Consider the following 25,477-nt stretch of genomic DNA (forward strand, 5'->3'; position numbering starts at 1 on the left):
ACAGGAGATCCCACCGTGTCGCTGATCCTCTACGGCCATCCCTTTTCCTCGTACACGCAAAAGGTGCTCATCGCCCTGTACGAAAACGCCATACCGTTCGATTTCCGCTGCCTGGCGCCGGACATGCCGCAGCACCTGCAGCAGTGGCTGGCGCGCTGGCCGCTGCGCAAGTTTCCGCTGCTGGTGGATGGGGAGCGCAACGTCGCCGAGACCAGCATCATCATCGAATACCTGCAGCTGGCCCATCCCGGCCCGCTGCGCCTGCTGCCGGACGACGCCATGCAGGCGCTGGACGTGCGCTTTCTCGACCGCTATTTCGACCTGCACGTCATGACGCCCGTGCAGCATGCCGTCGGCGCCGCCCTGACGGGCGACCCGGCGAAGACCGAGGAAGGCCGCGTGTTTGCCGGCAACAAGCTGGACCTCGCCTACGCCTGGCTGGAAACCCGCCTGGCCGGCAAGACGTGGGCGACGGGCGAAGACTTTACCCTGGCCGACTGCGCCGCCGCTCCGTCGCTGTTCTATGCGGACTGGACGCAGCCGATTCCCGCCACGCTGCCCCTGCTGCGCGCCTATCGCGCCCGCTTGCTGGCCCGTCCATCGTTCGCCCGCGCGGTGGACGAGGCGCGTCCGTACCGCCACCTATTCCCCCTGGGCGCGCCGCAGCGCGACTGACCTTGTTCAGTAAACCTGTTCAGGCAAACACGGGCCGGAAAAAACTGCGCTCGTAGCTGACGATGCAGCGCGTCTCCTCGGCATAGCGGAAGGCGGCCTGGCATTCGGCATCCTGCATCGAATCGCTGCGGTACTGCTCGTACAAGGCCAGGCTGGGGAACGAGAACATGGCCAGGGCCACATTGCTCGCGCCTTCCGATGGCAAAAAGTAGCCGTGGTGCTGGCCGCCGAAGCGCTCGACCAGCGGTATCCACAGCTTGCCGTAGGCTTCGAATTCCCGCAATTTATACGGGTCGATGATGTAGCGCAAATAACAGGTGATCATGCGGTTTCCTTGTGTATGTTCAACTCCATCAGCATGCCGGATTCCCAGGAGCCGATGGCGGACAATGGCGAGCCGGGCAAAAAGTCCAGCGCGCAGGGATACGTAAATTCTTCCTGCGCCAGGACGCAGAGCCCGGGCCAGCCATACAACAGCAGCTTGCCCTTGCCGATGCGTCCCAGCGCGCTGCCGTCGGGCAGCCAGCGCAGGGCGTCGCCCGTGCCGCCGCCCGCCTCCACCGGCACCGTGGCCAGCCGGCGGCCATCGGCCAGCGCATACACCGACAGGAACTCCTCGCCGCCCGCGTGATGCAGCACGGCCAGGGACGCTCCGTCGGGCGATGGCGCGCACGACTTCAGTCCTGGCAGCGACAGCACCTTGCGCCCGCCGCCCGCCTGCAGGGGCCAGTCCCATACGCTGCAGTAGTCGGGCGGCTGCACCTGCCCCTCGTCCACCGATTTGACGCCGTGCAGGACCAGCAAGCGCCGCCCGCCGTCGATAACGTGGACACCGCGCAGCATCTCGCCCGGGTGCTCCTGCATGAAGCGCACCTCGCCCGTCTGCGCGTCGCGCAGCCGCAGGCGGCCATCCCAGGCGCCGTCGGCAAGATACTGCCCGCACGGCGACCACGCGGGGCCGCAGCCTTCGCCATCCTTCCTGTTCTGGAAATTGAGCAGCAGTTGCCCCGATGCCGCTTCCACCACGGCCAGCTGGCCCGTCGTGCTCTTGATGGCCAGCCGGCTGCCATCGGGCGAAAAGGCCATGCCCGACATGTGCGCGATGAATTTGCCGCGCCACAGTTTCTGGCGTGCCGCCACGTCCCACAGGACCAGGTCGCGCCCCAGCACCGCCAGGCGCGTGCCGTCGGGCGAGAACCGCACGCCGTAGCTGCAGCCCAGCTTCAGCGGCTTGCGCGCTGCCGTCATGGGCGCGCCAGGCGGTAGACGACGCTGTCGATATCGTAATGACGTTCCATGCCCACATATTGCATGCCCAGGCGCGTCATGACCTTGATCGAGGCGGCGTTGTCGGGATGGGCCACGGCCACCACTTCCGGCGCGCCGACGACGTCGAACGCATGCGCGACGATGGCGGCCGCCGCCTCGCTGGCATAGCCCTGCCCCCAGCCCGTGCGCGCCAGGCGCCAGCCGATTTCAAGGGGATTGGCCCTGTCGCCGGAGAGGTGCTGCAGGCAGGCCATGCCCACCAGTTCACCGTCATCGAGGCGTATCAGCGCCCACCACGAATAACCCCATTCGACCCAGCGGCCCATGGTGCGCGCGATGGCCGCGCGCGTCACCTCTTCGGTCTCGGGCTGGCCCGCGTTCAGGTAGGTCATCACCTCGGGATCGGTGTTGAGCGTGCGCATGCGCTCGTAGTGGCTCTCGTTGATCGGTTCCAGGCGCAGCCGCGCCGTCGTCAGTATGGTCATCGCATTTCCTTGGACGAAAAAAAAGACGATACACGATCGTCTTTTTTTTGCAAGCGCGCACGCAATTACTTGCCTGCTTCGCCCTTCTTGATCCACGCCGCCAGCTGGTGCGGACGCAGGCCGTCGTAGTCTTCGAACGGCTGATGGATCCACGGATTATGCGGCAGTTCGTCGAGGAAGTAGTCGGGACGCACGACGGAGCAGCCCTTGAGCCAGATCACGGCCGATTTGACTTCGGTCACGTCAGGGAAGTTTTCCTTCAGGTGACGCGTGACCTTGTCCAGCGTGACGCCGGAATCGGCCAGGTCGTCGACCAGCAGGATGCGGCCGGCCAGCGGGCCCTTGGTCATGGTCATGTACTTGGCGATATCGAGGTCGCCGCGCACCGTGCCCGCGTCTTCGCGGTAGGAGCTGGTCGACAGGATGGCCAGCGGCAAATCAAAAATGCGCGAGAACACGTCGCCAGGACGCACGCCGCCGCGCGCCAGGCACAATACCTGGTCGAATTTCCAGCCCGATTCATAGACCTTGAGCGCCAGGCGCTCGATCAGGCGGTGGTACTCTTCCCAGTTGACCCAGAGATGTTGATCGTTCGATTGTGGGGTAGTCATGATAGTGAAATCTTATTATTAGCGTGATTAAAAAAATCCGCCTTGCGGCGGATTGTGTCCAGCAGCTTACTCGAATGGGTGGCGCAGCACGATCGTTTCTTCACGATCCGGACCGGTCGAAACCATGTCCACCGGTACGCCGACCAGTTCTTCGATGCGCTTGATGTAGGCGCGCGCCGTGGCAGGCAGGGCCGCCAGCGATTTCGCGCCGACCGTGCTTTCCGTCCAACCCGGCATCTCTTCGTACACGGGCACGCAACGGGCGGCTTCTTCAGCACCCGATGGGAAGATGTCCGTGGCCACGCCGTCGATGGTGTAGCCGGTGCACAGTTTCAGCGTTTCGATACCGTCGAGCACGTCCAGCTTGGTCAGGCACATGCCCGTCACGCCATTGATCTGCACGGAGCGGCGCAGCAAGGCGGCGTCGAACCAGCCGCAGCGGCGGGCACGGCCCGTCACGGTGCCGAATTCATGGCCGACTTGCGCCAGATGGTGGCCAACGCCTGCATCCGTTGGCAGTTCCGACGGGAACGGGCCGGAGCCGACGCGCGTCGTGTAAGCCTTGGTGATGCCCATGATGTAGTGCAGCATGCCAGGACCGACGCCCGAACCGGCGGCGGCATTGCCGGCCACGCAGTTCGACGAGGTGACGAACGGATAGGTGCCGTGGTCGACGTCGAGCAGGGAACCCTGCGCGCCTTCGAACAGCAGATTCGCGCCGGCCTTGTGCGCCTTGTACAGCGCGCTCGACACGTCGGTGACCATCGGACGCAGACGCGGCACATAGGCCAGCGCGTCGTCGAGGGTCTTCTGATAATCGACTTTCGGCGCCTTCAGGTAGTTTTCCAGCACGAAGTTGTGGTAATCGAGGTTTTCGGCCAGCTTTTCGGCAAAGCGCTTCTCGTTGAGCAGGTCGGCGATACGGATCGCGCGGCGCGCCACTTTGTCTTCGTAGGCCGGGCCGATGCCCTTGCCGGTGGTGCCGATCTTCGCATCGCCACGCTTGGCTTCACGCGCCAGGTCGATCGCGGTGTGGTAAGGCAGGATCACGGGCGCCGCGTCCGACACTTTCAGGCGCGAGGCGACTTCGACGCCGACCGCTTCGAGCTTGTCGATTTCGCGCAGCACGTCCGGCACGGAAACGACCACGCCGTTACCGATGTAGCAGGCGACGCCTGGACGCATGATGCCCGACGGGATCAGCTGCAGTGCGGTTTTGACGCCGCCGATGACCAGCGTGTGGCCTGCATTGTGGCCGCCCTGGAAGCGCACCACGCCTTGGGCGTGATCGGTCAACCAATCGACGATCTTGCCTTTACCTTCATCGCCCCATTGGGTGCCGATGACAACAACGTTCTTTGCCATAATTTTCTTTGACATCACTCAACCTAAGTTTTTAAGAATCCAGCTACTACCATTATCGGCAAGTACCAGCACGCGATCGCACTCGAACTCGTCTTGTTCATTACTGTGACCCGGCATACTCTGGATCACGACCTCGCCCGCCTTGCGCAACTCGGCGATTTTTTCCTTCAATTCCGGCGCGCTGCCCCACGGCGCGCGGATCGAATGCTTCCGTTCCGCGGTCGGCAACAGGCGCGCCAGTTCGCGCAAATCGAGCGAGAAGCCGGTCGCGGGACGTGCCCGGCCGAACGCTTCGCCGACGTGGTCATAACGGCCGCCGCGCGCAACCGCGTTCGGCAAGCCTGGTACATACAGCGCAAACATCGCGCCGCTTTCATATTGGTAGCCGCGCAGGTCGGCCAGGTCGATCGCCACTTCGGCGCGGCCCAGGGCCTTAGTTTCCACAGTCGCGGCCAGCGCGGCCAGTTCGGCCAGCGCCTTGAGCACGCCCGGCAGCGGCGGCAGCACTTCGCGCGCACGCGCCAGCACATCGATGTCGCCGTACAGGTTCGGCAAGGCCAGCAGCGCATCGCGCGTGACGGCGTCGTAACCGGCAGTCAGGGCACGCAGGCCCGGCGCATCTTTCGCGCGCAGCAAGGCGTACAGCGCAGCTTCGTCGCGCCCGGCGGCGGCGTCTTGCGCAATGATAGCGCGCAACAGGCCGACGTGCGACAGATCCAGGCGCACGCTGTCGAAACCGGCCAGTGCCAGCGAAGCGAGCGCCAGTTCCTGGATCTCGGCATCCGCTTCCAGGCCGGCGTGGCCATAGATTTCGGCGCCGATCTGCAGCGGTTCGCGGGTGGCGTGCAGGCCCGACGGACGGGTATGCAGCACGCTGCCGGCGTAGCACAGGCGGGTGACGGTGGCACGGTTGAGCAGGTGGGCGTCGATACGCGCCACTTGCGTCGTCATGTCGGCGCGCAGGCCGAGCATGCGACCCGACAGCTGGTCGACCAGTTTGAACGTGCGCAGGTCGGTATCCTTGCCAGCGCCGGTCATCAGCGATTCCAGATACTCGAGCAGCGGCGGCATCACCAGTTCATATCCGTACAGACGGAAATTATCCAGCATGAGGCGGCGCAGCTCTTCGATCTTGCGCGCTTCCGACGGCAGAACATCGGCAATATTTTCGGGCAAAAGCCAATTCGGCATGAGGGAGCGAGATACGGAAGAAAGTTGAAAAAATGCATCATGCGAGGCAGCGGCGGGCGCGCCAGGCAAGAGGCCGAACCTGATATTTTACGCGAAAACACGGGCCTTTAGGGATAAGTTGTCCGAAACGCTGCCGCACGGCCCTAAAAACACCGCATTTTACGCCTTCCCGCAACAACTGGACGGGCACAAAAAAACGGGGCCGGCATCGATGCCGGCCCCGCTGCTGCCACCCGTCCTTGCGGACTGGCGCAGTACCGATGCTGTCTTACTTCTTGGACGGAGCGGCCGTGCCGTTACCCTTGAAGTACTTGAAGAATTCCGAACTCGGATCGACCACCATCACGTCGCCCTTGTCCTTGAACGTGGCGCGGTAGGCTTCCAGGCTGCGGTAAAACTTGTAGAACTCCGGATTCTTGCCAAACGCTTCCGCATACACCTGCGACGCCTTGGCATCGCCCTCGCCGCGGATCTTCTCGGCTTCGCGATACGCTTCGGCCAGGATCACCGTGCGCTGCTTGTCGGCGTCGGCGCGGATTTTCTCGGAGTCGGCCGAACCGGTGGAACGCAGTTCATTGGCCACGCGCACGCGCTCGGACTTCATGCGCTCGTACACGGAGTTGTTGATCTGCTCGACGTAATCGACGCGCTTCAGGCGCACGTCGACGATGCCTACGCCGATGGCCTCGGCCTCGGCCGCCACCTTGGCCTTGATCGCCTGCATCACCTTGCCACGCTCGCCCGAGATCACTTCGCGCACCGTGCGCTTGGTGATTTCATCGTTCAGCGCCGCCTTGACGATTTGCGACATGCGGTTGCGCGCACGGCTTTCATCGCCGCCGAAGCTGCGGAAATAGGTCTTCGGATTGACGATGCGCCACTTCACATACGCGTCGACGAGGATATTCTTCTTCTCGGCCGTGATGAAGCGTTCCGGTTCCGGCGTATCGAGCGTCAGGATACGCTTGTCCAGGTAGATGACGTTCTGGAACGGCGGCGGCAGCTTGAAGTACAAGCCTGGCTTGCTGATCTCGTCCTTGACTTCACCGAGGGCGAAGACGATGGCGTATTTACGCTGATCGACCACGAACACGGTCGAGGAAAGGAGCATGATCGCGATGAAGCCCGCGATCAGGGCGGCAACGATACGGTTCATTAGCGGCTCTCCCGTTCACGCGAAGAGCGGCTGTCACGGCGCTGATTGACTTCTACTGTCGGCATGGCTTCCTGTGGCAAAACGGTGTTGGCTGCGGGTGTCGCGGCAGCACGGACGGCAGCAGCGGCAGCATCGGTGGCAGCCGTCTGGGCGATCAACTTGTCGAGCGGCAGATACAGCAGATTGCTGCCCGTCTTGGCGTCAACCATGACCTTGCTGGCACTGCTGAACACTTGCTGCATCGTTTCCAGATACATGCGGTCGCGCGTGACAGCCGGCGCCTTCTGGTACTCGACCAGCACCTGCTTGAAGCGCGACGCGTTACCTTCGGAGTTCTCGGTCACCATGGCCCGGTAGGCCTCTGCTTCCTGCACCAGGCGGAATGCTGCGCCGCGGGCTTTCGGAATGACGTCATTGGCGTAGGCCTGGCCTTCATTCTTCTGGCGTTCACGGTCCTGGCCTGCCTTGACGGCATCGTCGAAGGCGGCTTGCACCTGCTCCGGCGGCTGCACGGCCTGCATCGTCACGTTGTTGATCAACACGCCAGCCTTGTAATCTTCAAGAATCTGCTGCATCAATTTCTGCGTATCAAAAGCCACTTTTTCGCGGCCTTCATACAGCACGAAGTCCATCTTGCTGCGGCCGACCACTTCGCGGATCGCCGTCTCGGCGACCTGGCGCAAGGTGTCTTCCTGGTCGCGCAGGCTGAACAGCCATTCCACGGGATCTTTCAGGGTGTACTGCACCGCGAACTGGATGTCGATGATGTTTTCATCATCCGTCAGCATCAGCGACTCGCTGGCCTGCTTGTTGCGCAGCGAGGTGCGATAACCCACTTCCACCGTGCGCACCTGCGACACGTTGACGGTTTCATCGGTCTGGAACGGATACGGCCAGCGCCAGTTGAGACCGGCCGGCGCCGTGCGCGTGTATTGGCCAAACGTCAGCACCACGCCGCTCTGGCCCTCTTGCACGATGAAGGCGCCGCTGGCGAGCCAGATGAAGACGGCGATCACGCCAACGACGCCGGCGGTGATGCCGGCGCCCTTCATGTCGGGGCGCGGGCCACCACCGCCACTGTTGTTATTGCCGCCGTTGTCGGGACGGTTCTTCTGTCCGAAAAAGGCGTTCAGGCGCTGATTGAAATCGCGCCACAACTGATCGAGGTCCGGCGGACCTTCGCCGGGCTTTTTGCCTTCTTGGGCTTTCTTGCCGTCGTCCTTGCGATTGCCCCAGCGGGGATCGTTCAGGGACAACTTCAAGCCTGTTTTTTTGAGTAGGGAGACAAGCATAACTATCGTGTTCCGACTTGGGAGTGGGTGGAAATCCTATCGTCCTCGCCAGGCTCTTCGTCCTGGTCCGGGGCGGCGCCATCGTGCTGGTCGTACTGACCGTCAAACTGATCTTCCTGCGGTGCTTCGTCGTTCTGATACAGGTGGGCAGAACGGGGCGCCTTCCTGGCCATTTCGACGATCGCATCGCGCAGCAGGTCGAGCCCGCTGCCCTTCTGCGCACTGACGAACACGCGACTGATCGTAGCATATTCATCGCGCTCCACCGAAGGCTCCAGCCCGGCCGCATCGATCTTGTTCCACACGAGGATTTGCGGAATATGATCGGCGCCGATCTCTTTCAAGACCAGGTTGACCTGCTCGATCTGCTCCATGCGCACCGGCGACGCGGCGTCGACGACGTGCAGCAGCAGATCGGCATGGATGGTTTCTTCGAGCGTGGCGCGGAAGGCGGCCACCAGCTGGTGCGGCAATTCGCGCACGAAGCCGACCGTGTCGGAGATCACCACGTTGCCCACTTCCTGGCCCAGGTAAACCCGGCGCGAGGTGGTGTCGAGGGTGGCGAACAACTGGTCGGCGACATACACGCCGGCCTTGGTCACGGCATTGAACAGCGTCGACTTGCCGGCATTGGTATAGCCGACGAGGGACACCGAGAATGTGTGATTGCGGCCGCGCGCGCGGCGCTGCGTTTCGCGCTGCTTGTGCAGTTTTTCCAGGCGCGCGCGCAGGGCCTTGACACGGTCGCCGATCAGCCGGCGGTCGGTCTCGAGCTGCGTCTCGCCGGGACCGCGCAAGCCGATACCGCCCTTTTGCCGTTCCAGGTGGGTCCAGCCGCGGATCAGGCGCGTGGCCAGATGCTGCAGCTGGGCCAGCTCGACTTGCAGCTTGCCCTCGTGGCTCTTGGCGCGCTGCGCGAAGATGTCGAGGATCAGGCTGGTACGGTCGAGCACGCGCACATTCAGGCGCTTTTCCAGATTGCGCTGCTGGGCGGGCGAGAGGGCGTGATTGAAGATGACGATTTCCAGGCCATCGTTGACGACGACGTCGCCAATTTCATCGGCCTTGCCGCTGCCGACGAAATACGCGGAATCGGGACTGGAACGCTTGGCCGTGATGGTGGAAATCGGGTCCGCGCCAGCCGAACGCGACAACAGCATGAGTTCCTCCATGCTGGCGGCGAAGTCGCTGTGACCGAAGTCAACCCCGACTAGTGCCGCGCGCATGATGGCATCTGATGAGTTGCGGCGAACGCCGACGCCGATGCAAACGCATCAGCGCCGCTGGCGCGGACGGGGGCGATGGAGGGTGAAAGGCGCTGGGCCGTCAAGCTCAACGCTTTACTCCGCTTCAGATTCAATATTGAGATTGACGGCACGGGCCGGCACCACTGTCGAGATGGCATGCTTGTACACCATCTGTGTCACCGTATTGCGCAGCAATACGACATATTGATCGAACGATTCGATATGGCCCTGCAATTTAATGCCATTGACCAGGTAGATCGAGACAGGAACATGCTCTTTGCGTAATGCATTGAGGAATGGGTCTTGTAACAGTTGCCCTTTGTTGCTCATAACAGCTCCGTTGTTTATGTTGTTGTGTAAGAATTGGAGGCGACTCGCTTGATTTCAAGTGCTCTCACACCTTTCAAAGAAAGAAAGATGCGTCATAGCTACTGTAACCTGTTTTCGCGATCGCTGTCGCGCATGGCGCATTAACACTTTATTATTTCCGTGCAAATAACCATTGAATTGGCTGTCGGCGCCGCATTATCTCCGCGGCGCCTTAATATGCACTTAATCCAGCTGTTAACTCATTACTTGCTTGGCGTGCGTGCAAACGGGTTTTTACCCGTACGCAATTCGATGCGCAGCGGCGTACCGACCAGGGCAAACGTATCGCGGAAATGTTTTTCCAGATAACGCTTGTAGGGATCGCCAACGGCGTCGAGCGCATTGCCGTGAATAACGATCACAGGCGGGTTCATGCCGCCCTGGTGGGCATAGCGCAGCTTCGGACGGATCGAACCCTTGCGGCGCGGTTCCTGCTTCTCCACGGCTTCGATCAGGGCGCGCGTCAGCTTCGGCGTCGACAGGTCGCACATGGCGGCCGCATACGCGGCGTTGAGCGACTTCATCAGTGGACCGATGTTGGTGCCCTTCAGCGCCGAAATGAAGTGCATTTGCGCGAACGACAGGAAATCGAGCTTGCGGTCGATATCGATCTTGATTTCATCGCGCTGGTGCGATTGCAAGCCATCCCATTTATTCACGGCCACGACCAGCGCGCGGCCCGATTCCAGGATAAAGCCGGCGATATGCGCGTCCTGCTCCGAAATATCCTGCTGCGCGTCGAGCATCAGCACGACCACGTTGGCTTCGGAAATCGACTGCAGCGTTTTCACCACCGAGAATTTCTCGATCGCTTCAAACACCTTGCCGCGGCGGCGGATACCGGCCGTGTCGATCAGGGTGTATTGCTGGCCATCGCGTTCGAACGGGATCTCGATCGAGTCGCGCGTCGTGCCCGGCATGTCGAAGGCGATCACGCGCTCTTCGCCCAGCAGGGTGTTGATCAAGGTCGACTTGCCCACGTTCGGACGGCCGACGAGGGCGATCTTGATGCCGCGGTCGGTCTTTTCCAGCTCTTCAGGCTCATCCGGACGCTGCGCGAACGCCAGGTCCAGCATCACTTCGACGAGGTCGTTGACGCCGTCACCGTGCGCCGACGAGATCGCATACGGATCGCCCATGCCCAATTCATAGAATTCGGACACGACGGCCGTGTAGCGCATGCCTTCGCTTTTGTTGACCACCAACAAGACCGGACGACCGCTCTTGCGCAGGAAGTCGACGATGGTCTTGTCATGCGGGGTCAGGCCTTGACGGCCGTCCACGATGAACACCACCACGTCGGCCTCGGCCACGGCCTGCTTGGTCTGCAGTGCCATCTGGTGCATGATGCCTTCCTTGGCGACGGGTTCGAAACCACCCGTATCGATGACGAGGAAGGGACGTTCGCCGACACGGCCTTCGCCATAGTGACGATCGCGCGTCAACCCAGGCAAATCCGCCACCAGCGCATCGCGCGAGCGGGTCAGACGATTGAATAAAGTCGATTTCCCAACATTGGGTCGACCTACTAGTGCAATTACCGGCTTCATTGTATTACTCGACCGCGAGAGCGGTCACTGTCCCTGATTGGGTTTGAAAAATCAAATTCGAACCGGCAACGACGGGAGCCGAAACAATGGGGCTACCGTCGGTGCTGACACGACCTATTAATGCGCCATCTTCCCGTGACAGGAAGTGGATATAACCTTGATAGTCGCCGACGGCGACGCTGCGGCCGTAGGAGGCCGGCGTCGACAGGCGGCGGCGCGCCAGCGCCTCATTCTTCCAGGCGCTCTGGCCGGCTTCGCGGCTGAACGCCACCACGGCGCCCTGGTCATCGGCAACAAACACGAAACGCTGGTCGACGGCCACGCCCACATCGGACGAGATCGGCTTGGTCCAGCGCGGCACGCCCGTGGCGGCGTCGAAGCAGCCCGCCTTGCCCTGATACGTGACGGCGCACACTTCGCCTTCGAACACCACCGGCGTGCCGGCGATATCGGAGACGCGCTCCAGTTCGGTGGCGCCGCGCGGTTCGCTGACGACGATCTCCCAGCGTACCACACCGGTCGCTGCCGTCAGTGCCAGCAGCTTGCCGCCCGGCTGGGCCACGTAGATGTTCGCGCCGCCCAGCACCATGCCCGGCGCATTGCGCAAGGTCAATGCCGGCGTGGCGCGCTGCACCGTCCATTTGCGTTCGCCCGTCTTGGCGTCGAAGCCGACGATGCGGTTGTCCACGCTGCGCACTACGACCACGCCCTGCCCCACGACGGGCGCCGTCAATACTTCGCTGGACGCCTGCGCCTTCCACAGCTGCTTGCCATCGGCGTCAAACGCCAGCACGGCGCCCTTGGCTGCGCCCACGGCGACGACGGCGCCATCGCTGCCGGCGCCCGAGGTGATGTCGCTGCCGGCCTTGATGCGCCACGTTTCACGGCCGCTGGCCGCATCCAGGCGCGCCAGCGCGCCATCGGCGCTGACCACGTACAGGCTGCTGCCGGCCAGCGCGGGCGTCAACGCGTACACGCCGGCCTTGCCGATCGAATACTTCCAGGCGTCGCGCACGGCAATGCTCGATTTTAACTCGACCAGCTTGGCCGGCTCGACTTTCGGATCTTTCGAGGCGAACGGGTTCCAGGACGAGCAACCGGCCATCAGGGCCAACAGACTTGCAGCTACCAGCTTTTCAGTGACACGCATAAGTGTTATCCAACCTTTTTCTTGTACTTGTAAGGGCAAGGCAGGCGGCGCACAACGCCGCGCGGCCGCACCACCATCAGTGTTCCTGTCAGGCGGCGGCCTTGTCAGCCTTGGCCTTGTCTTCCGGTACCGTGCCGCCGATCGCTTCCAGTTTGACCTGGATCAGTTGACGGCCAGGATTGTTCTTGTCCGTCGCGGCTATCGCGGCCAGGTAGGCCGTGCGGGCATCGGCCAGCTTGTTTTGCGCCACCAGGATGTCGCCCTTGCGGTCGGCCACGGCACCGGCAAATTGCGCCACGGTGGCCGTCGCCAGCACCTTCAGCGCTTCATCATAGGCTTTTTCGTCCAGCAGGACGCCGGCCAGACGCAACTTGGCGATGGCCTTGTACTCTTCCGTACCGTGCTCGGCCACCCATTGCAGCTGGGTCTTGGCCGTTTTCAGGTCGTTCGCGTCGAACGCCACCTTGGCCGCGGCCAGGGCGCTCATCTGTGCATATGCCGTACCGCTGAAACGCGACTGCATGTCGCTGGTCGCGCGCATCACCTTGGCCGTGTCCTTGGCGGCGATGGCGTTCTGCAGTTCGTCGTACAGCTGGCCCGCTTGCGCGGCCTGCGTGCGCTGGTAGTACTGCCAGCCAGCCCAGCCGCTGTAGCCGGCCAGCGCCACGATCAGGACCCAGGAGGTCAGATTGCCATTGCGCTGCCACCAGGCCTTGAGGGTTGCCAGTTGTTCTTGTTCTTCGTGATCGTATGCCATGGGTCGTCAGTTTGAATGAGTAGTTGATCGAGGGTAGTACGGTCTTGCTGCAAATTAATGGTGGTGATGCACGTGGCCGCCCGGACCGTGGTCGTGGCCGCAATCGTGGTCGCCGATGATCTGGTCCACCACGTAATCGACGACATCGTCGAACGGCACCGTGCTCTGCTGCGCGCCCGCATCGGCTTCGCGCATGGCTTTCACCGTCGCGACGTTGTTGGCGATTTCATCGTCGCCCAGGATCACGGCAAACGCCGCGCCGCTGGCATCGGCCTTTTTCATTTGCGTCTTGAAGCTGCCGCCGCCGTTGCTCGCTGCGCAATGTAGCACAACGTCCAGGCCCGCATCGCGAATCCGCTCGGCCAGCACGAACGCTTGCAAGCCTGCCTGCTCGCCCTGGTGCACCAGGTAGACGTCGCACTGGGCCGGCGCTTCCGGCTCGGCCGCATCCTTCATCAGCAGCACCAGGCGTTCGACGCCCATGCCGAAACCGACGGCGGGCGTCGATTTGCCGCCAAACATTTCCACCATGCCGTCATAGCGGCCGCCGGCGCAGACCGTGCCTTGCGCGCCCAGCTTGTCGCTGACCCACTCGAACACCGTGCGATTGTAGTAATCGAGGCCGCGCACCAGGCGTGGGTTGATGGTGAACGGGATATTGTTGTGGTTCAAGATCTTCTGCACGCCGTGGAAATGGGCCAGCGATTCCTCGCCCAGGTAATCGAGCAGCTTCGGCGCGCCATTGACCAGGTCCTGCATGGCAGGGTTCTTGGTGTCGAGGATGCGCAGCGGATTGCTGTGCAGGCGGCGCTTGGCTTCTTCGTCGAGCAGCTCGCTGTGGCTTTCCAGGTAGGCGATCAGGTCGGCGCGGTGGCGCAGGCGCTCGGCCGCGTCGCCGATCGAGTTCAGTTCCAGGCGGATGCCTTCCAGGCCCAGGTCGTCCCACAGGCGGCGCGACAGCATGATGATCTCGGCGTCGATATCCGGACCCGTGAAACCGATGGCTTCCACGCCGAACTGGTGGAACTGGCGGTAGCGGCCTTTCTGCGGACGCTCGTGACGGAACATCTGGCCCTTGTACCACAGGCGTTTCGGACCTTCGTAGACGAGGTTGTGCTCGACGACGGCGCGCACCACGCCGGCCGTGCCTTCCGGGCGCAGGGTCAGGTTGTCGCCGTTCATCGAATCGGTGAACGAATACATTTCCTTTTCCACGATATCGGTCACGGCGCCGATGGCGCGCGCGAACAATTTCGTCTCTTCCACGATCGGCGTGCGGATCTGCTGGAAACCGTAGCTTTGCAGAACGGACTGAGCCGTGTTTTCAAACAATTCCCACAGCGGGGCGTCGGCGGGCAGGATATCGTTCATGCCTTTGACGGCGGTGATTTTATCGAGCTTTTTATTTTCGGACATAGTGTTCTTCTTTGCTTTAACTTGATTGCCGGATTACGCGCGTAGCGCTAATCCGACCTACGCTGCTGCGCCGTAATGGCTTTTAACATAATTGAGGACGATGTCCTGGAATTCCTCGACGATGCGTTCGCCGCGCAGGGTGACGACTTTTTCGCCGTCGACAAACACGGGGGCGGCTGGCGACTCGCCCGTGCCGGGCAGGCTGATGCCGATGTTCGCATGCTTCGATTCGCCGGGACCGTTGACGATGCAGCCCATGACGGCCACGTTCATCGCTTCCACGCCCGGATACGATTTCTTCCACTCCGGCATCTGCTCGCGCAGATACGTCTGGATGTTGTCGGCCAGCTCCTGGAAGGTGGTCGACGTCGTGCGCCCGCAGCCGGGACAGGCGATCACCATGGGCGCGAACTTGCGCAAGCCCATGGTTTGCAAAATTTCCTGGCCGACGATCACTTCGCGCGTGCGGTCGCCGCCCGGTTCCGGCGTGAGCGAAATGCGGATGGTGTCGCCGATGCCCTCTTGCAGCAGCACGGCCAGGGCCGCTGTCGAGGCGACGATGCCCTTGCTGCCCATGCCCGCTTCCGTCAGGCCCAGGTGCAGCGGATAGTCGCAGCGCTGCGCCAGTTCGCGGTACACGGCGATCAAATCCTGCACGCCCGAGACTTTGCACGACAGAATGATCTTGTCGCGGCCCAGGCCCAGTTCTTCGGCGCGCACGGCGTTTTCAATCGCCGACGTCACCAGCGCTTCATACATGACGGCTTGCGCCGGCCACGGTTCGGCGCGGCCCGCGTTTTCATCCATGATGCGCGCCAGCAAGGCTTGATCCAGGCTGCCCCAGTTCACGCCGATGCGCACCGGCTTGTCATACTTGCACGCCGCTTCGATCATTTGCGCGAATTGCGTGTCGCGCTTGGCGCCCTTGCCCACATTGCCCGGATTGATGCGGTACTTCGACAGCGCGCGCGCGCAATCGGGGTAGTCGTTAAGCAGGGTATGGCCGTTATAGTGGAAATCGCCCACCAGCGGCACGTCGATGTCCATCTTGTCGAGCTGCTCGCGGATGTAGGGCACGGCCGCAGCCGCTTCGGGACGGTCCACCGTCAGGCGCACCAGTTCCGAACCGGCACGCGCCAGTTCCTTGATCTGGATCGCCGTGCCGATGGCGTCGGCCGTATCCGTATTCGTCATCGACTGCACCACCACGGGGGCGTCGCCGCCCACCCAGATCTGGCGCTGGCCGTGCGCGATCAGCACCTTGCGGCTGTCGCGGCGGCCGGAAGGGCCGGAGCCGATCGCTGTTTTCGAGGTAGCCATAATATTATCTTCTGAGTTTGCTTGAACGATTACTGCAATTATTTGATGCTGACACGCGAGATCGTGCCGCCGGCCACGGTCGGCAGCTCCAGCTTGGCGCCGCGCAAGGTTGCCTGCACAACACCCGGCTTGCCCACCACCAGAGTGGCCGGACCCGTGATATCGAACGTTTCCGTGCTGCCCGCCTTGACCATGCGCGAAATCAGCGGAGAAGCGCCGGGACGGCGGATCTCGACCCAGGAATCCTGCTCCACCTTCAGCACCAGCGCATTCGCGCCCACGGCAGGGGCAGCGGCAGCAGCGGGCGGCGTGACGGCAGCCGTCGCCGCTGTCGCCGGAGCTGGCACGGCGGCTGGCGGCACGGCGGCGGCCGGCGCCGAAGCGGCGGCAGCGGCAGGTGCGCCCGTCTGCGTATCGTTGCCTGGCGGCGGCGGCACGGAAATCAGGGGCACGGACGGCGTCTGCACGGGCGTCAAGTCCTGGCCCGGCTTGATCAGGGTCGTTTCCACCGGGCCCACTTCCGCATGCGCGGTTTCCTTCCCGGCCTGCGCGGACAGCAGGCTGGCCGGCACGTAGCCGAGTTTATAGGCGCCAAAGGCGGCCGCCACGACGACGGCCACGGCGCCGGCGATCCAGATTGGCGTCTGGTTCGACGAACGCTGCGTCATCGACGGGAAACGCGATTCCGAGAACGTGGCGGAAATCTCGCGCCGCACGGGCGCGGCCGGGTCTTGCGCCGGCGCCGGATGGACTTCGATCATGGCCACCAGCGGCGCCGCGTCGAGACGCACCACCTTGGCGTAGGCGCGCACGAAACCGCGCACCACGGCCACGTTCGGCAAAGCCGCCATGTCGCCCTCTTCCAGCGCGATCACCTGGCGCGGCGCCAGCTTGAGCTGGTCGGCCACCTGCTCCACGGGCCAGCCCAGCGCTTCGCGCTGCGCCTTCAACTGTGCGCCTGCCAACGCAAGATTGCCCTGGGGCTGCTGCTGAGGCGTTTCTGCCCACTCTGAATTCATTGGTATCCCTGTCTCACTCATCAAACGCCCCATTTTGATAAGCAGCATATTCGGGGGAGCCGGAATGGTGGTTGCGCAAATGCGCCCCCAGGCCAGCTTCCGCACCCGCATCCCCGAGCTTATGCTGCACCTTGATCCCGAGCCACAGCACATCGGCCGTCTGGCTCTCCATTGTCGCTACTTTACCGAGCCGCTCAAGGTAATGAGCCGCTTGCCGGTAGTCTTGCTGTTGGTAATACACGCGCACCAGGCCGGCATACGTGATTGCCGCGCCAGGTGCGATGCGCTCCGCCTTGAGCCAGTAGTCAGCGGCGCGCGGGTAATCTTTCATGACCAGGCTGCACGCCGCCGCATTATGCAGCGCAAGTTCAGGCGTGCCATAGGCGGCATCTTGCAATGCGGCATCAAAATACGCCAGCGACTGCGCCGCGCGCCCGGTCTGGCACAGAAACAGGCCATAATTATTGCTCAACTCGGGATTGTGGGGCGCGAGGCGCAATGCGTAAAGAAAATCTTTTTCAGCAGCCCCAGGTTGATGCATGGCAGCAAAAATCAGGGCGCGCATGCCGCGCACCTGGACGTTGTCCGGCACCAGCTGCACCGCCTGCTCTGCTTCGGCCAACGCCACCACAAACTGATCCTGCATATAATAGGCGCTGGCCAGCTGCAAGCGCAAGGCGGCGCGCTGCTCGACAGATGCAGCTTGCTCCTTGTCTGCGGTGGAAGCACAGCCGACCAGCAGCACAGCCAGGCAAACAGCGGCCACAGCAAGCGAGCGTTGGTAAGCCATGCCTTCCCTCATCAGGAGCGGATCTCCACGATCTTGCCGAAATTGGCGCCAAATTTCTGTTGATACTCAGTCATCTTTTCCATGCGTTCCTGCACCCGCGTGCGGTCCTTGACTTCGCCGGCCAGCTGGCCGCAGGCCGCATCGATATCGTCGCCGCGCGTCTTGCGCACGGTGGTGATGATGCCGCCATCCATCAGCACCTGGGCAAACGCCTTGATGCGCGGGTTTTTCGAGCGGAACAGGCCCGACTCGGGGAACGGGTTGAAGGGAATCAGGTTGAACTTGCAGTTCACGCCGAACTCGCGGTCTTGCACCAGCGCCAGCAGTTCGCGCGCGTGCTCGTCGCTGTCGTTGACGCCGTCGAGCATGCAGTATTCGAAGGTGATGAAATCGCGCGGCGCGAATTCCAGGTAGCGCTTGCACGCCGCCATCAATTCCTTCAGCGGGTATTTCTTGTTCAGTGGAATCAGCCCGTCGCGCAAGGCGTCGTTCGAGGCGTGCAGCGAGACGGCCAGGGCCACCGGCACTTCCTGCGACAGCTTGTCCATCATCGGCACCACACCCGACGTCGACAGGGTCACGCGGCGGCGCGACAGGCCGTAGGCGTTGTCGTCAAGCATCAATTTCAGGGCCGTGACGGTCGGCTCAAAGTTCAGCAGGGGCTCGCCCATGCCCATCATCACCACGTTGGTGATCTGGCGCTCGCCTTTCGGGCCCGGTTCGATGCCCTTGGTGCGGCGCAATTCAAATTCCGCCATCCACAGCTGGCCGATGATTTCGCCGACGCTCAGGTTGCGGTTGAAGCCTTGCTTGCCCGTCGAGCAGAAACGGCAGTTCACGGCGCAGCCGGCCTGGGTCGAGATGCACAGGGTGCCGCGGTTTTCTTCCGGAATGAACACGGTTTCCACGGCATTGCCATTGCCCACGTCAACCAGCCACTTGCGCGTGCCATCCGTCGACGTGTGGTCACTGATGATGGCAGGGGCGCGCACTTCGGCGCGCGTAGCCAGCTTGTCGCGCAGCGACTTGGCCAGGTCCGTCATGGCGTCGAAGTCGGAAGCGCCGAACTGGTGTATCCAACGTTGCAATTGTTTCGCACGAAACGGTTTCTCTCCCAACTCGGCGCAGTAAGCGATGAGTTGCGCGGGATCGAGGTCCAGCAAGTTGGTGAGGGTCGTCGTATTCATGATCTTGTCTATTCTAAAAATCCGTCCCCGCGCGCATCAGGGGCAAAGCACCACAGCGCAGCGGGAACAGGGGGTGATAAGTTATTTCACAGATAACGCCAGGAAATAACGTTATCTAAGGCAATTAAGCCTTCAGTTCTGGGAAGAAGTAAGCGATTTCCACTTTAGCAGCTTCGACAGCGTCGGAACCGTGTACGGCGTTAGCGTCGATCGAATCGGCGAAATCGGCGCGGATCGTGCCTTTTTCTGCTTTCTTCGGATCGGTCGCGCCCATCAGGTCACGGTGGGCCAGAACGGCGTTTTCGCCTTCCAGGGCCTGGATCATGACTGGACCGGAAACCATGAAGTCGACCAGATCCTTGAAGAAGCCGCGCTCTTTGTGTGCTGCGTAGAAGCCTTCAGCTTGTTCGCGCGACAGTTGGGTCATGCGTGCTGCAACGATTTTCAGGCCAGCGTTTTCAAAACGGGTGTAGATTTGACCGATTACGTTTTTTGCAACTGCGTCTGGTTTGATGATCGACAGGGTGCGTTCGATTGCCATGTGTGAAAACTCCAATAAAAGTAAGGTTTAAAACGATAAATTGATAACTCAATCAACCTTTGATTTTACCATACTCCACCCCATATCACCCAGACAGGCAGGGGCATCTTGCCGCCCTGTCCCTGTTTAATGAAATCTTAAGCTGCTTTTTTGGCAAATTCCGGCCCCCATGCTATCCTTGGGTAAAGCAGTAATTTGAATTGACAACACGGAGGCACTATGAATCAGAACATGCAACGCACCTTTGACCTGTCGGGGGGCATGCAGCAAGTCCGCCACCAGGTCTTGCGCAACACTTACTGGCTGCTGGCACTGTCCATGATACCGACCGTGCTGGGCGCCTTCATCGGCGTGCAGATGCATTTGCCGATGCTGACCGGCGGCATGGGCTTCATCATCTTCATGGCCGTCGCATTCGGCTTCATGTACGCGATCGAGAAAACCAAGAACTCGGGCCTCGGCGTCGCCGTCCTGCTGGGCTTTACCTTCTTCATGGGCCTGATGCTCACGCCTATCCTGACGCGCACGCTCGGCTACTCGAACGGCGGCATGCTGATCATGACGGCATTCGGCGGCACGGCCACCATCCTGGCCGTGATGGCGACGATCGCCACGGTCTCGAAGCGCGATTTCTCGGCGATGGGCAAATGGCTGTTCGCCGGCGTGATCGTGCTGATCCTGGCATCGGTGGCGAACATCTTCCTGGGCCTGTCGGCACTGTCGATCGTGATCTCCATGGTCGCCATCGCCATCTTCTCGGCCTACATCCTGTATGACGTGCAGCAAATCATCAACGGCGGCGAGACCAACTACATCTCGGCCACCCTGCGCATCTACCTGGACGTGTACAACATCTTCACCAGCCTGCTCTCCCTTCTGGGTTTCGCTGGCGGCAGCCGCGACTAAGCGCTAACGCAAAAACGCCCAGGGCGGCGTTGCAGTGCTTTGCCCTGAACGTTTTATGCGCTGCGCTTATGCGCCAGAGCATGAAAACAAAAGCCGACCCGCGGGTCGGCTTTTTTACGTCCGTTCAAATTACTTGATCTTCTCCGCCACCTCCAGCAGGCAGGCGCGGGCGCGGTCCAGGGTCGGGTTGTCGCGCTGGGCCGCATACACGGCGTAGGCGGAATGCGAGAATTCGGGCGCGTCGCGCACGCGGTACAGCAAGCCTGCGTCGAGATACGGCTGCGCGCTGCCGATACGAAAGTAGCTGGCGCCGCCCACTTCCAGCAGGTACACGAGGGCCAGCGGGCCCAGCGAGATCGACACGGGCGGGCTGCTCAGTTCAGGATACGCCGCCTGGTGGTTGGCCGCGAAGCTGGGTCCCCAGTCGACGTACACATAGGTATCGGCCTGCATCTGCCCGTCGGCGCGCGTGGTCACCATCACCAGCTTTTCCTCGGCCAGCAATTCGCTGGCCAGACCCGGGCGCTGCGGCGGGTTGTACAGCACGGCGAGGTCCAGCGAGCCGTCGTGCACGGCGTCGAGCAGGCGCGCGGGACTGTCGACCTCGGCCCGCAGGGCGATTTCGGGACAATCGCGGCTCATGCGTATCAGCCAGTCGCCGAGCAGCGGCTGCCACAGGCTCAGTTCGCAGCCGATGCTGACGGCGTCGTCGCGCCCCGGCGGCAAGGCCACCTGGTGGCGCGCCCGCTCCCACACCTGCACCATGGTGGCCGCATGGCGCATGAAGCGCTCGCCGGCCGAGGTCAGGCGCGCGCCCGCCTTGTTGCGCACGAACAGCTGGCGCCCCAGCTGCTGCTCCAGGGTGCGGATGCGGGCGCTGACGGCCGTCTGCGTCACGTGCATGCGTTCGGCCGCCATGATGAAGCTGCCGCAGGAAGCCACTTCGAGGAAGGTACGCGCTTGATTGATGTCCATCAAGCCATCATATCAGCTGACGCGATCATAGCCACCGAGCACGCCCTGCTTCGACAAGACCCACTGCCACAGCTGCAGGTCGCGCGCGCGGAAGGCGCCCGCGCAGGACAGCAAATAATATGACCACATGCGGTGGAAGCGCTCGCCCAGCTGGGCCGCAAACTGCGGCCACGCCTGCTCAAAGTTCGCATGCCAGGCCATCAGGGTCTTGTCATAGTCGGCGCCGAAGTTGTGCAAGTCCTCGGCGATAAATAAATCATCGATGGCGTCGCCGATCTGGCCGATGGAGGGCAAGTCGCCATTCGGGAAGATGTACTTGTCGATCCATGGATCGCACGCGGAATCGCGCTTGTTCTTGCCGATCGTATGCAGCAGGAACAGGCCGTCGTCTTCCAGGCAGCGGTGCGCCACTTCCATGAAGGTACGGTGATTCTTGTGCCCCACGTGCTCGAACATGCCGATGCTGACGATGCGGTCGAATTTTTCATCGGTGTCGCGGTAATCCTGCAGGCGGAAGTCCAGGTTTTCTCCGCCCGGCATGCCGCGCGCGTAGGCGACCTGCTCTTGCGAAATCGTCACGCCCACGCACTGCACCTGGTATTTTTCCGCCGCATAGCGCATGAAACTGCCCCAGCCGCAGCCGATGTCGAGCACGCGCATGCCCGGTTCCAGGCGCAGCTTGCGGCAGACCAGATCGAGCTTGGCCTCCTGCGCCTCGGCCAGGCTGCCGGCGCCCTTCCAGTAGCCGCAGGTATAGGTCATGCGCGGATCGAGCATGGCCGCATAGAAGGCGTTGCCCAGGTCGTAGTGCTCCTTGCCCACCATCCACGCGCGTCGCTCCGTCTGCAGGTTGAACAGGCGCGCGTACAGCGCGTGGAAGGCCAGGCGCATGGGGCGCACATCGTCGGCCACCTTGGCGCGCAGCAGATGGCAAAAGAATTCGTCGAGCTGCTGCGCATCCCAGTCGCCATCCATGTACGCTTCGCCCAGACCCAGGTTGCCGCTGGCGAAAGCCCGCTCGGGCACGCCCGGCTTGCGCAGCTGCATGTCCCAGGCGGCGCGGCCATTCAAGTGGATATCGGCGCGGGCCAGCAGCTCGGCCGCTTCGCGGGTCAGCCGCGTGTCGAGCTGGAGTTCCGTACTACTTGCCGGTGCTTGCTGTAACTGTGTCATTTGCTGCGTGTTCATGCCCTGCCGCCTCCAGATGGTTGTCGGTGCCAGCGCGCACCGGCAAGCCCGCTCAGAGGCCCGGCGCCGCGCCAGCCATCAAATTATCCGCCCGCCATCACCAGCTGGATAATGAAACATCATGGCGATTCATATCAAAATAATTGCTGCAAAATGATTTCAATCAATTATTTTATGGAAATATCTTATACAAGAAGCACACCGTAGCATGAAAAAAGCCGCCTGTTCGGCGGCTGTTCCCTGCGCGTTCGCGGCAATCCGCGCGACGATCAAAAGTCGTGATTCGGCGGATACTTGCTGTAAAAATCGTTATCCCATTTGAAGTTGGTAAACGCCACCGTCATCGATACGTCGAGCGCTTCGACGAAATGCCAGCAGCCGACGGGCAAAAACAGGATCTCGCCCGGTGCCAGCACGCATTCGCGCACCTGCACGTCGGCCATCAGCGGATAGCGCTGCAGGTCGATGGCGCGTCCGTCGACGGGTGTAAAACAGTGGCGCTGGTTGTACACGCGCGCCACCTCGCAGGCGGCCATGATGCGCAACCGCTTGCGCCCTTTGACTTGCGCCATGAAGTTGTTCGTCAGGTCATGGTGGAACGGCGTCACCGTACCAGCCGGGCCGAACCATAGAAAACCCGTCGGGCCGCCACTCTGCTCCAGGTACTCGGGCAGCTGGCCGATATCGTCCCACAGCTCGCGCAAGGCTTGCCGGTTCTGCGAATTGTTATTTGCCGTCATATAGAAATCATTGGTCGCACCGCTGCCCTCGACCAGGCTCGCGTACTCGCCGAACGCCATCTTGCGCTTGTGCGCCACGCTGTTCATTTCATACTGGGCATCCGCTTCGCGGCCGAACTGCACTTCCACTTCACGCTGCGCAAAATGGTCGCGGAAGTAGGCCGGGCTCCACTTGGCCAGGGCGGGCCAGTCATCCATCATGCCCGTGATGATGACGGGCCGGTTGGTCGAATAGTATTCGTCGAGGAATTCCTGCGCGGAGAGCCTGTCGCGGCGGGGAATCTCGGGCGGGCGCAGCTGGTTCAGCTTGCGCTGGATATCGATCACCCAGTCGCGCTTGGCCAGGCGGTTCGACAGGCGCACGGCGCCGGCCAGGTAGGGACTGTGCAACGCCAGCTCCACTTCGCGGCGCGCCAGCGGCTCCCCGATGCCGGCCTGCTGCAGCACCGGCATCAGCGCCGACGGATGGCTGCCCAGCATGAGGTTTTCCGCGATCCAGCTGCGCCACTCGCGGCTCAGCTCCTGTTCCTGTTCCTGCTGCTTGACTCCGAATGCCGATACCGCCGCCATCGCCGTCTCCTCTTTTTTTATATGAACAAGCGGCCGGGCAGCAATGCCGCCCGGCCGCATCCTGCTACGCTAGCACACGGTTAGCGTACCTTCCACACCTCGGTCGCCAGCACGCCGTTCGCGTCGCCATCGAGTTCCCACGAGAACGCGCCGCGCAAGCCCTGGTCTTTCACGTATTTCACCTTGGTGCCGATGACGGTCGGATCATCATAGCTCCACCACTGGCCGCCCGCCCCCGTGTACAGGTACAGCTGCTTGGTCACGGGATGGTAGTAGCGCGTGCCGGCTTTGGCGACGAGGATTTTATAGTCCTCGATACCCGACTCGTACGTGCCCGGCGCCGTGCCCGTGGCCGCCTGGTACAAGCCATCGCCGTTCGGTCCCGGCGCCACGCCCGTCCAGCCGCGGCCATAGAACGGTATGCCCAGCAGCAGCTTGTCGCGCGGCACGCCGGCGGCAATCATGTACTGCACCGCCTTGTCGCCCACGTATTCGCGCGCCATGCCTGTCGACGGATCGGCAGGGTCGGCAAACAGCTGGGCGTTGAAGTTGGTGCTGTTTTCCCAGCCGCCGTGGAAGTCGTACGTCATCAGGTTGATCCAGTCCATGTACTGCGAGTACAGGGCCGGTTCCGTGTTGTCGATCTTGTCCTTGCCGGCACCGACAGCGGCCGTCAACAGGTAGCGCTTGCCATTGGCGGCGCCGAGCGCATCGAGCTGGCTGCGGAATTCCGCCATCAGCAAGGTGAAGTTGCGCTTGTCGTTGGGGCTGACCGTGTTGTACGGCTGGCCGCCGCCGACCGGGTATTCCCAGTCGATGTCGATGCCGTCAAAGATGTTGGCCGCCGCACCCGCGCCGCCGCGACCGCCTTGCACCGGCAGGTTGCCCTTGATGTAGATATCGATACACGAGCGCACCATCTGCTTGCGCAGCGCATCGGTGGCCGAACCGACGGAGAAGTTCTTCGACCAGCTCCAGCCGCCCAGGGAAATGAACAACTTGAGGTTCGGGTGCGCCGCCTTCAGCTTTTTCAGCTGCAGGAAGTTGCCCGACAATGGAGCGTCCCACGGAATGGCCTGGCCATCGACGGTGCGCTTCGGCGTGCGGATGTAGTCGGCCTCTGCATCGCCGCCCGTGCCCGCGTCCGGCGAATTCGGATTCGTCGCGCCCGGCTCCGTCTTGGTGATCATGCCGCATTCGTAGCCGCCGTTTTTCGGATAGATATTGCCGAAAGCGTAGTTGATGAAGGTCAGCTTGTCGGCCACGCCGCTGGTATGCACGTTCGCCACCTCATAGTCGCGGCCATATACGCCCCATTGGGCGAAATAGGAACCGACTTCGCGGCCGGTCGGCGTTGGCGTCGGCGTCGGAGTAGGTGTCGGCGTCGGGGTAGGTGTCGGGGTTGGCGTTGGAGTCGGCGTTGGAGTCGGCGTCGGTGTCGGCGTCGGGGTTGGAGTCGGCGTGGTGCTGCAGATCTCCAGGCTGGTCCATGGTTTGCCCGTGCCGGCAGCGCCGCTGCTGGTCGACGGGTTGTCGCCCTGCGTCCAGTAGTTGGCGCGGTAATTCGTGCCCGCATAGCTGACGGTGGCGCCCGCGCTGTAAGCCGTGCCGGCCACCCATGCCAGTGCGCAGGTGCCGCCGGTTGGCGTCGGGGTAGGCGTTGGAGTGGGTGTCGGGGTTGGATTCGGCGTCGGGGTGGGCGTCGGCC

Annotated in this window: 25 protein-coding genes; 2 read left to right on the forward strand and 23 right to left on the reverse strand. The window is 62.4% G+C overall.

The annotated features are described in order from the left end of the window. Nucleotides 1-15 precede the first annotated feature (15 nt). Entirely contained in the window at nt 16-675 is a 660-nt protein-coding gene (locus tag JAB8_RS26010) for a glutathione S-transferase family protein (RefSeq protein WP_070292229.1), read from the forward strand. Nucleotides 676-694: 19 nt separating this feature from the next. Here JAB8_RS26010 and JAB8_RS26015 read toward each other — a convergent pair whose 3' ends face one another. From JAB8_RS26015 to ndk, 19 genes are all read right to left on the reverse strand, one after another. Continuing rightward, complete coding sequence (locus JAB8_RS26015) at nt 695-1,000, reverse strand: NIPSNAP family protein (RefSeq protein ID WP_034752016.1); 306 nt, start codon at nt 998-1,000, stop codon at nt 695-697. Further along, on the reverse strand, nt 997-1,923 hold the full coding sequence (locus tag JAB8_RS26020; protein ID WP_070292230.1) for a WD40 repeat domain-containing protein: 927 nt from the start codon (nt 1,921-1,923) through the stop codon (nt 997-999). The genes JAB8_RS26015 and JAB8_RS26020 overlap by 4 nt, the downstream gene beginning before the upstream one ends. Then, nucleotides 1,920-2,429: a GNAT family N-acetyltransferase gene (locus JAB8_RS26025; protein WP_070221921.1), complete on the reverse strand. Its 510-nt coding sequence runs from the start codon at nt 2,427-2,429 to the stop codon at nt 1,920-1,922. The genes JAB8_RS26020 and JAB8_RS26025 overlap by 4 nt, the downstream gene beginning before the upstream one ends. A 65-nt stretch (nt 2,430-2,494) precedes the next feature. Further along, nucleotides 2,495-3,040: a phosphoribosyltransferase family protein gene (locus tag JAB8_RS26030; protein WP_034752020.1), complete on the reverse strand. Its 546-nt coding sequence runs from the start codon at nt 3,038-3,040 to the stop codon at nt 2,495-2,497. 66 nt (nt 3,041-3,106) lie between these two features. Beyond that, nucleotides 3,107-4,420: an adenylosuccinate synthase gene (locus JAB8_RS26035; RefSeq protein WP_034752021.1), complete on the reverse strand. Its 1,314-nt coding sequence runs from the start codon at nt 4,418-4,420 to the stop codon at nt 3,107-3,109. A gap of 3 nt (nt 4,421-4,423) precedes the next feature. After that, on the reverse strand, nt 4,424-5,596 hold the full coding sequence (locus JAB8_RS26040) for an ATP phosphoribosyltransferase regulatory subunit (protein ID WP_070292231.1): 1,173 nt from the start codon (nt 5,594-5,596) through the stop codon (nt 4,424-4,426). A gap of 268 nt (nt 5,597-5,864) precedes the next feature. Beyond that, nucleotides 5,865-6,752 (reverse strand): protease modulator HflC, encoded by an 888-nt coding sequence (hflC, locus tag JAB8_RS26045; RefSeq protein ID WP_070221917.1) that lies wholly within the window; start codon nt 6,750-6,752, stop codon nt 5,865-5,867. Then, a complete protein-coding gene (gene hflK, locus JAB8_RS26050) occupies nt 6,752-8,044 on the reverse strand; it encodes an FtsH protease activity modulator HflK (RefSeq protein WP_070292232.1) in 1,293 nt (430 codons plus the stop codon). The genes hflC and hflK overlap by 1 nt, the downstream gene beginning before the upstream one ends. Nucleotides 8,045-8,046: 2 nt before the next feature. Beyond that, entirely contained in the window at nt 8,047-9,270 is a 1,224-nt protein-coding gene (hflX, locus tag JAB8_RS26055) for a GTPase HflX (RefSeq protein ID WP_046685708.1), read from the reverse strand. A gap of 114 nt (nt 9,271-9,384) precedes the next feature. Then, complete coding sequence (gene hfq, locus JAB8_RS26060; RefSeq protein WP_008450615.1) at nt 9,385-9,621, reverse strand: RNA chaperone Hfq; 237 nt, start codon at nt 9,619-9,621, stop codon at nt 9,385-9,387. Nucleotides 9,622-9,863: 242 nt separating this feature from the next. Continuing rightward, nucleotides 9,864-11,210: a ribosome biogenesis GTPase Der gene (gene der, locus JAB8_RS26065; protein WP_070221915.1), complete on the reverse strand. Its 1,347-nt coding sequence runs from the start codon at nt 11,208-11,210 to the stop codon at nt 9,864-9,866. Between the two features lie 4 nt (nt 11,211-11,214). Next, the gene (bamB, locus tag JAB8_RS26070) at nt 11,215-12,360 is read right to left on the reverse strand and encodes an outer membrane protein assembly factor BamB (protein ID WP_070221914.1); all 1,146 of its coding nucleotides are present in this window, start codon (nt 12,358-12,360) and stop codon (nt 11,215-11,217) included. 88 nt (nt 12,361-12,448) lie between these two features. Next, nucleotides 12,449-13,117 carry a tetratricopeptide repeat protein gene (locus JAB8_RS26075; RefSeq protein ID WP_070221913.1) on the reverse strand — a complete coding sequence of 223 codons (669 nt, stop codon included), beginning with the start codon at nt 13,115-13,117 and terminating at the stop codon, nt 12,449-12,451. Between the two features lie 54 nt (nt 13,118-13,171). Next, nucleotides 13,172-14,533 carry a histidine--tRNA ligase gene (hisS, locus tag JAB8_RS26080; RefSeq protein WP_070221912.1) on the reverse strand — a complete coding sequence of 454 codons (1,362 nt, stop codon included), beginning with the start codon at nt 14,531-14,533 and terminating at the stop codon, nt 13,172-13,174. Nucleotides 14,534-14,590: 57 nt separating this feature from the next. After that, entirely contained in the window at nt 14,591-15,853 is a 1,263-nt protein-coding gene (gene ispG / locus JAB8_RS26085; protein ID WP_070221911.1) for a flavodoxin-dependent (E)-4-hydroxy-3-methylbut-2-enyl-diphosphate synthase, read from the reverse strand. 38 nt (nt 15,854-15,891) lie between these two features. Further along, entirely contained in the window at nt 15,892-16,818 is a 927-nt protein-coding gene (locus JAB8_RS26090; RefSeq protein WP_343216120.1) for a helix-turn-helix domain-containing protein, read from the reverse strand. A gap of 67 nt (nt 16,819-16,885) precedes the next feature. After that, a complete protein-coding gene (pilW, locus tag JAB8_RS26095; protein ID WP_070292239.1) occupies nt 16,886-17,662 on the reverse strand; it encodes a type IV pilus biogenesis/stability protein PilW in 777 nt (258 codons plus the stop codon). An 11-nt stretch (nt 17,663-17,673) separates the two neighbouring features. Beyond that, complete coding sequence (rlmN, locus tag JAB8_RS26100) at nt 17,674-18,849, reverse strand: 23S rRNA (adenine(2503)-C(2))-methyltransferase RlmN (RefSeq protein WP_034752035.1); 1,176 nt, start codon at nt 18,847-18,849, stop codon at nt 17,674-17,676. A gap of 124 nt (nt 18,850-18,973) precedes the next feature. Further along, entirely contained in the window at nt 18,974-19,390 is a 417-nt protein-coding gene (gene ndk / locus JAB8_RS26105) for a nucleoside-diphosphate kinase (RefSeq protein WP_070223377.1), read from the reverse strand. A gap of 219 nt (nt 19,391-19,609) precedes the next feature. Here ndk and JAB8_RS26110 point away from each other — a divergent pair, with 219 nt between their 5' ends. Further along, the gene (locus JAB8_RS26110; protein ID WP_034752039.1) at nt 19,610-20,296 is read left to right on the forward strand and encodes a Bax inhibitor-1/YccA family protein; all 687 of its coding nucleotides are present in this window, start codon (nt 19,610-19,612) and stop codon (nt 20,294-20,296) included. 129 nt (nt 20,297-20,425) lie between these two features. Here JAB8_RS26110 and JAB8_RS26115 read toward each other — a convergent pair whose 3' ends face one another. The 4 genes from JAB8_RS26115 to JAB8_RS26130 all read right to left on the reverse strand — a co-directional run. Continuing rightward, complete coding sequence (locus JAB8_RS26115; RefSeq protein ID WP_070292234.1) at nt 20,426-21,271, reverse strand: LysR family transcriptional regulator; 846 nt, start codon at nt 21,269-21,271, stop codon at nt 20,426-20,428. Between the two features lie 12 nt (nt 21,272-21,283). Continuing rightward, on the reverse strand, nt 21,284-22,459 hold the full coding sequence (cfa, locus tag JAB8_RS26120) for a cyclopropane fatty acyl phospholipid synthase (protein WP_254679598.1): 1,176 nt from the start codon (nt 22,457-22,459) through the stop codon (nt 21,284-21,286). A 269-nt stretch (nt 22,460-22,728) separates the two neighbouring features. Then, nucleotides 22,729-23,769, reverse strand: coding sequence for a cupin-like domain-containing protein (locus JAB8_RS26125; RefSeq protein ID WP_070292235.1), 1,041 nt, complete (start codon nt 23,767-23,769; stop codon nt 22,729-22,731). 80 nt (nt 23,770-23,849) lie between these two features. After that, nucleotides 23,850-25,477: glycosyl hydrolase family 18 protein (locus tag JAB8_RS26130; RefSeq protein WP_083287940.1), on the reverse strand; the 1,628-nt coding region annotated here is incomplete at its 5' end.

It is taken from the genome of Janthinobacterium sp. HH106 (assembly GCF_001758725.1).
Classification (GTDB): domain Bacteria; phylum Pseudomonadota; class Gammaproteobacteria; order Burkholderiales; family Burkholderiaceae_D; genus Janthinobacterium.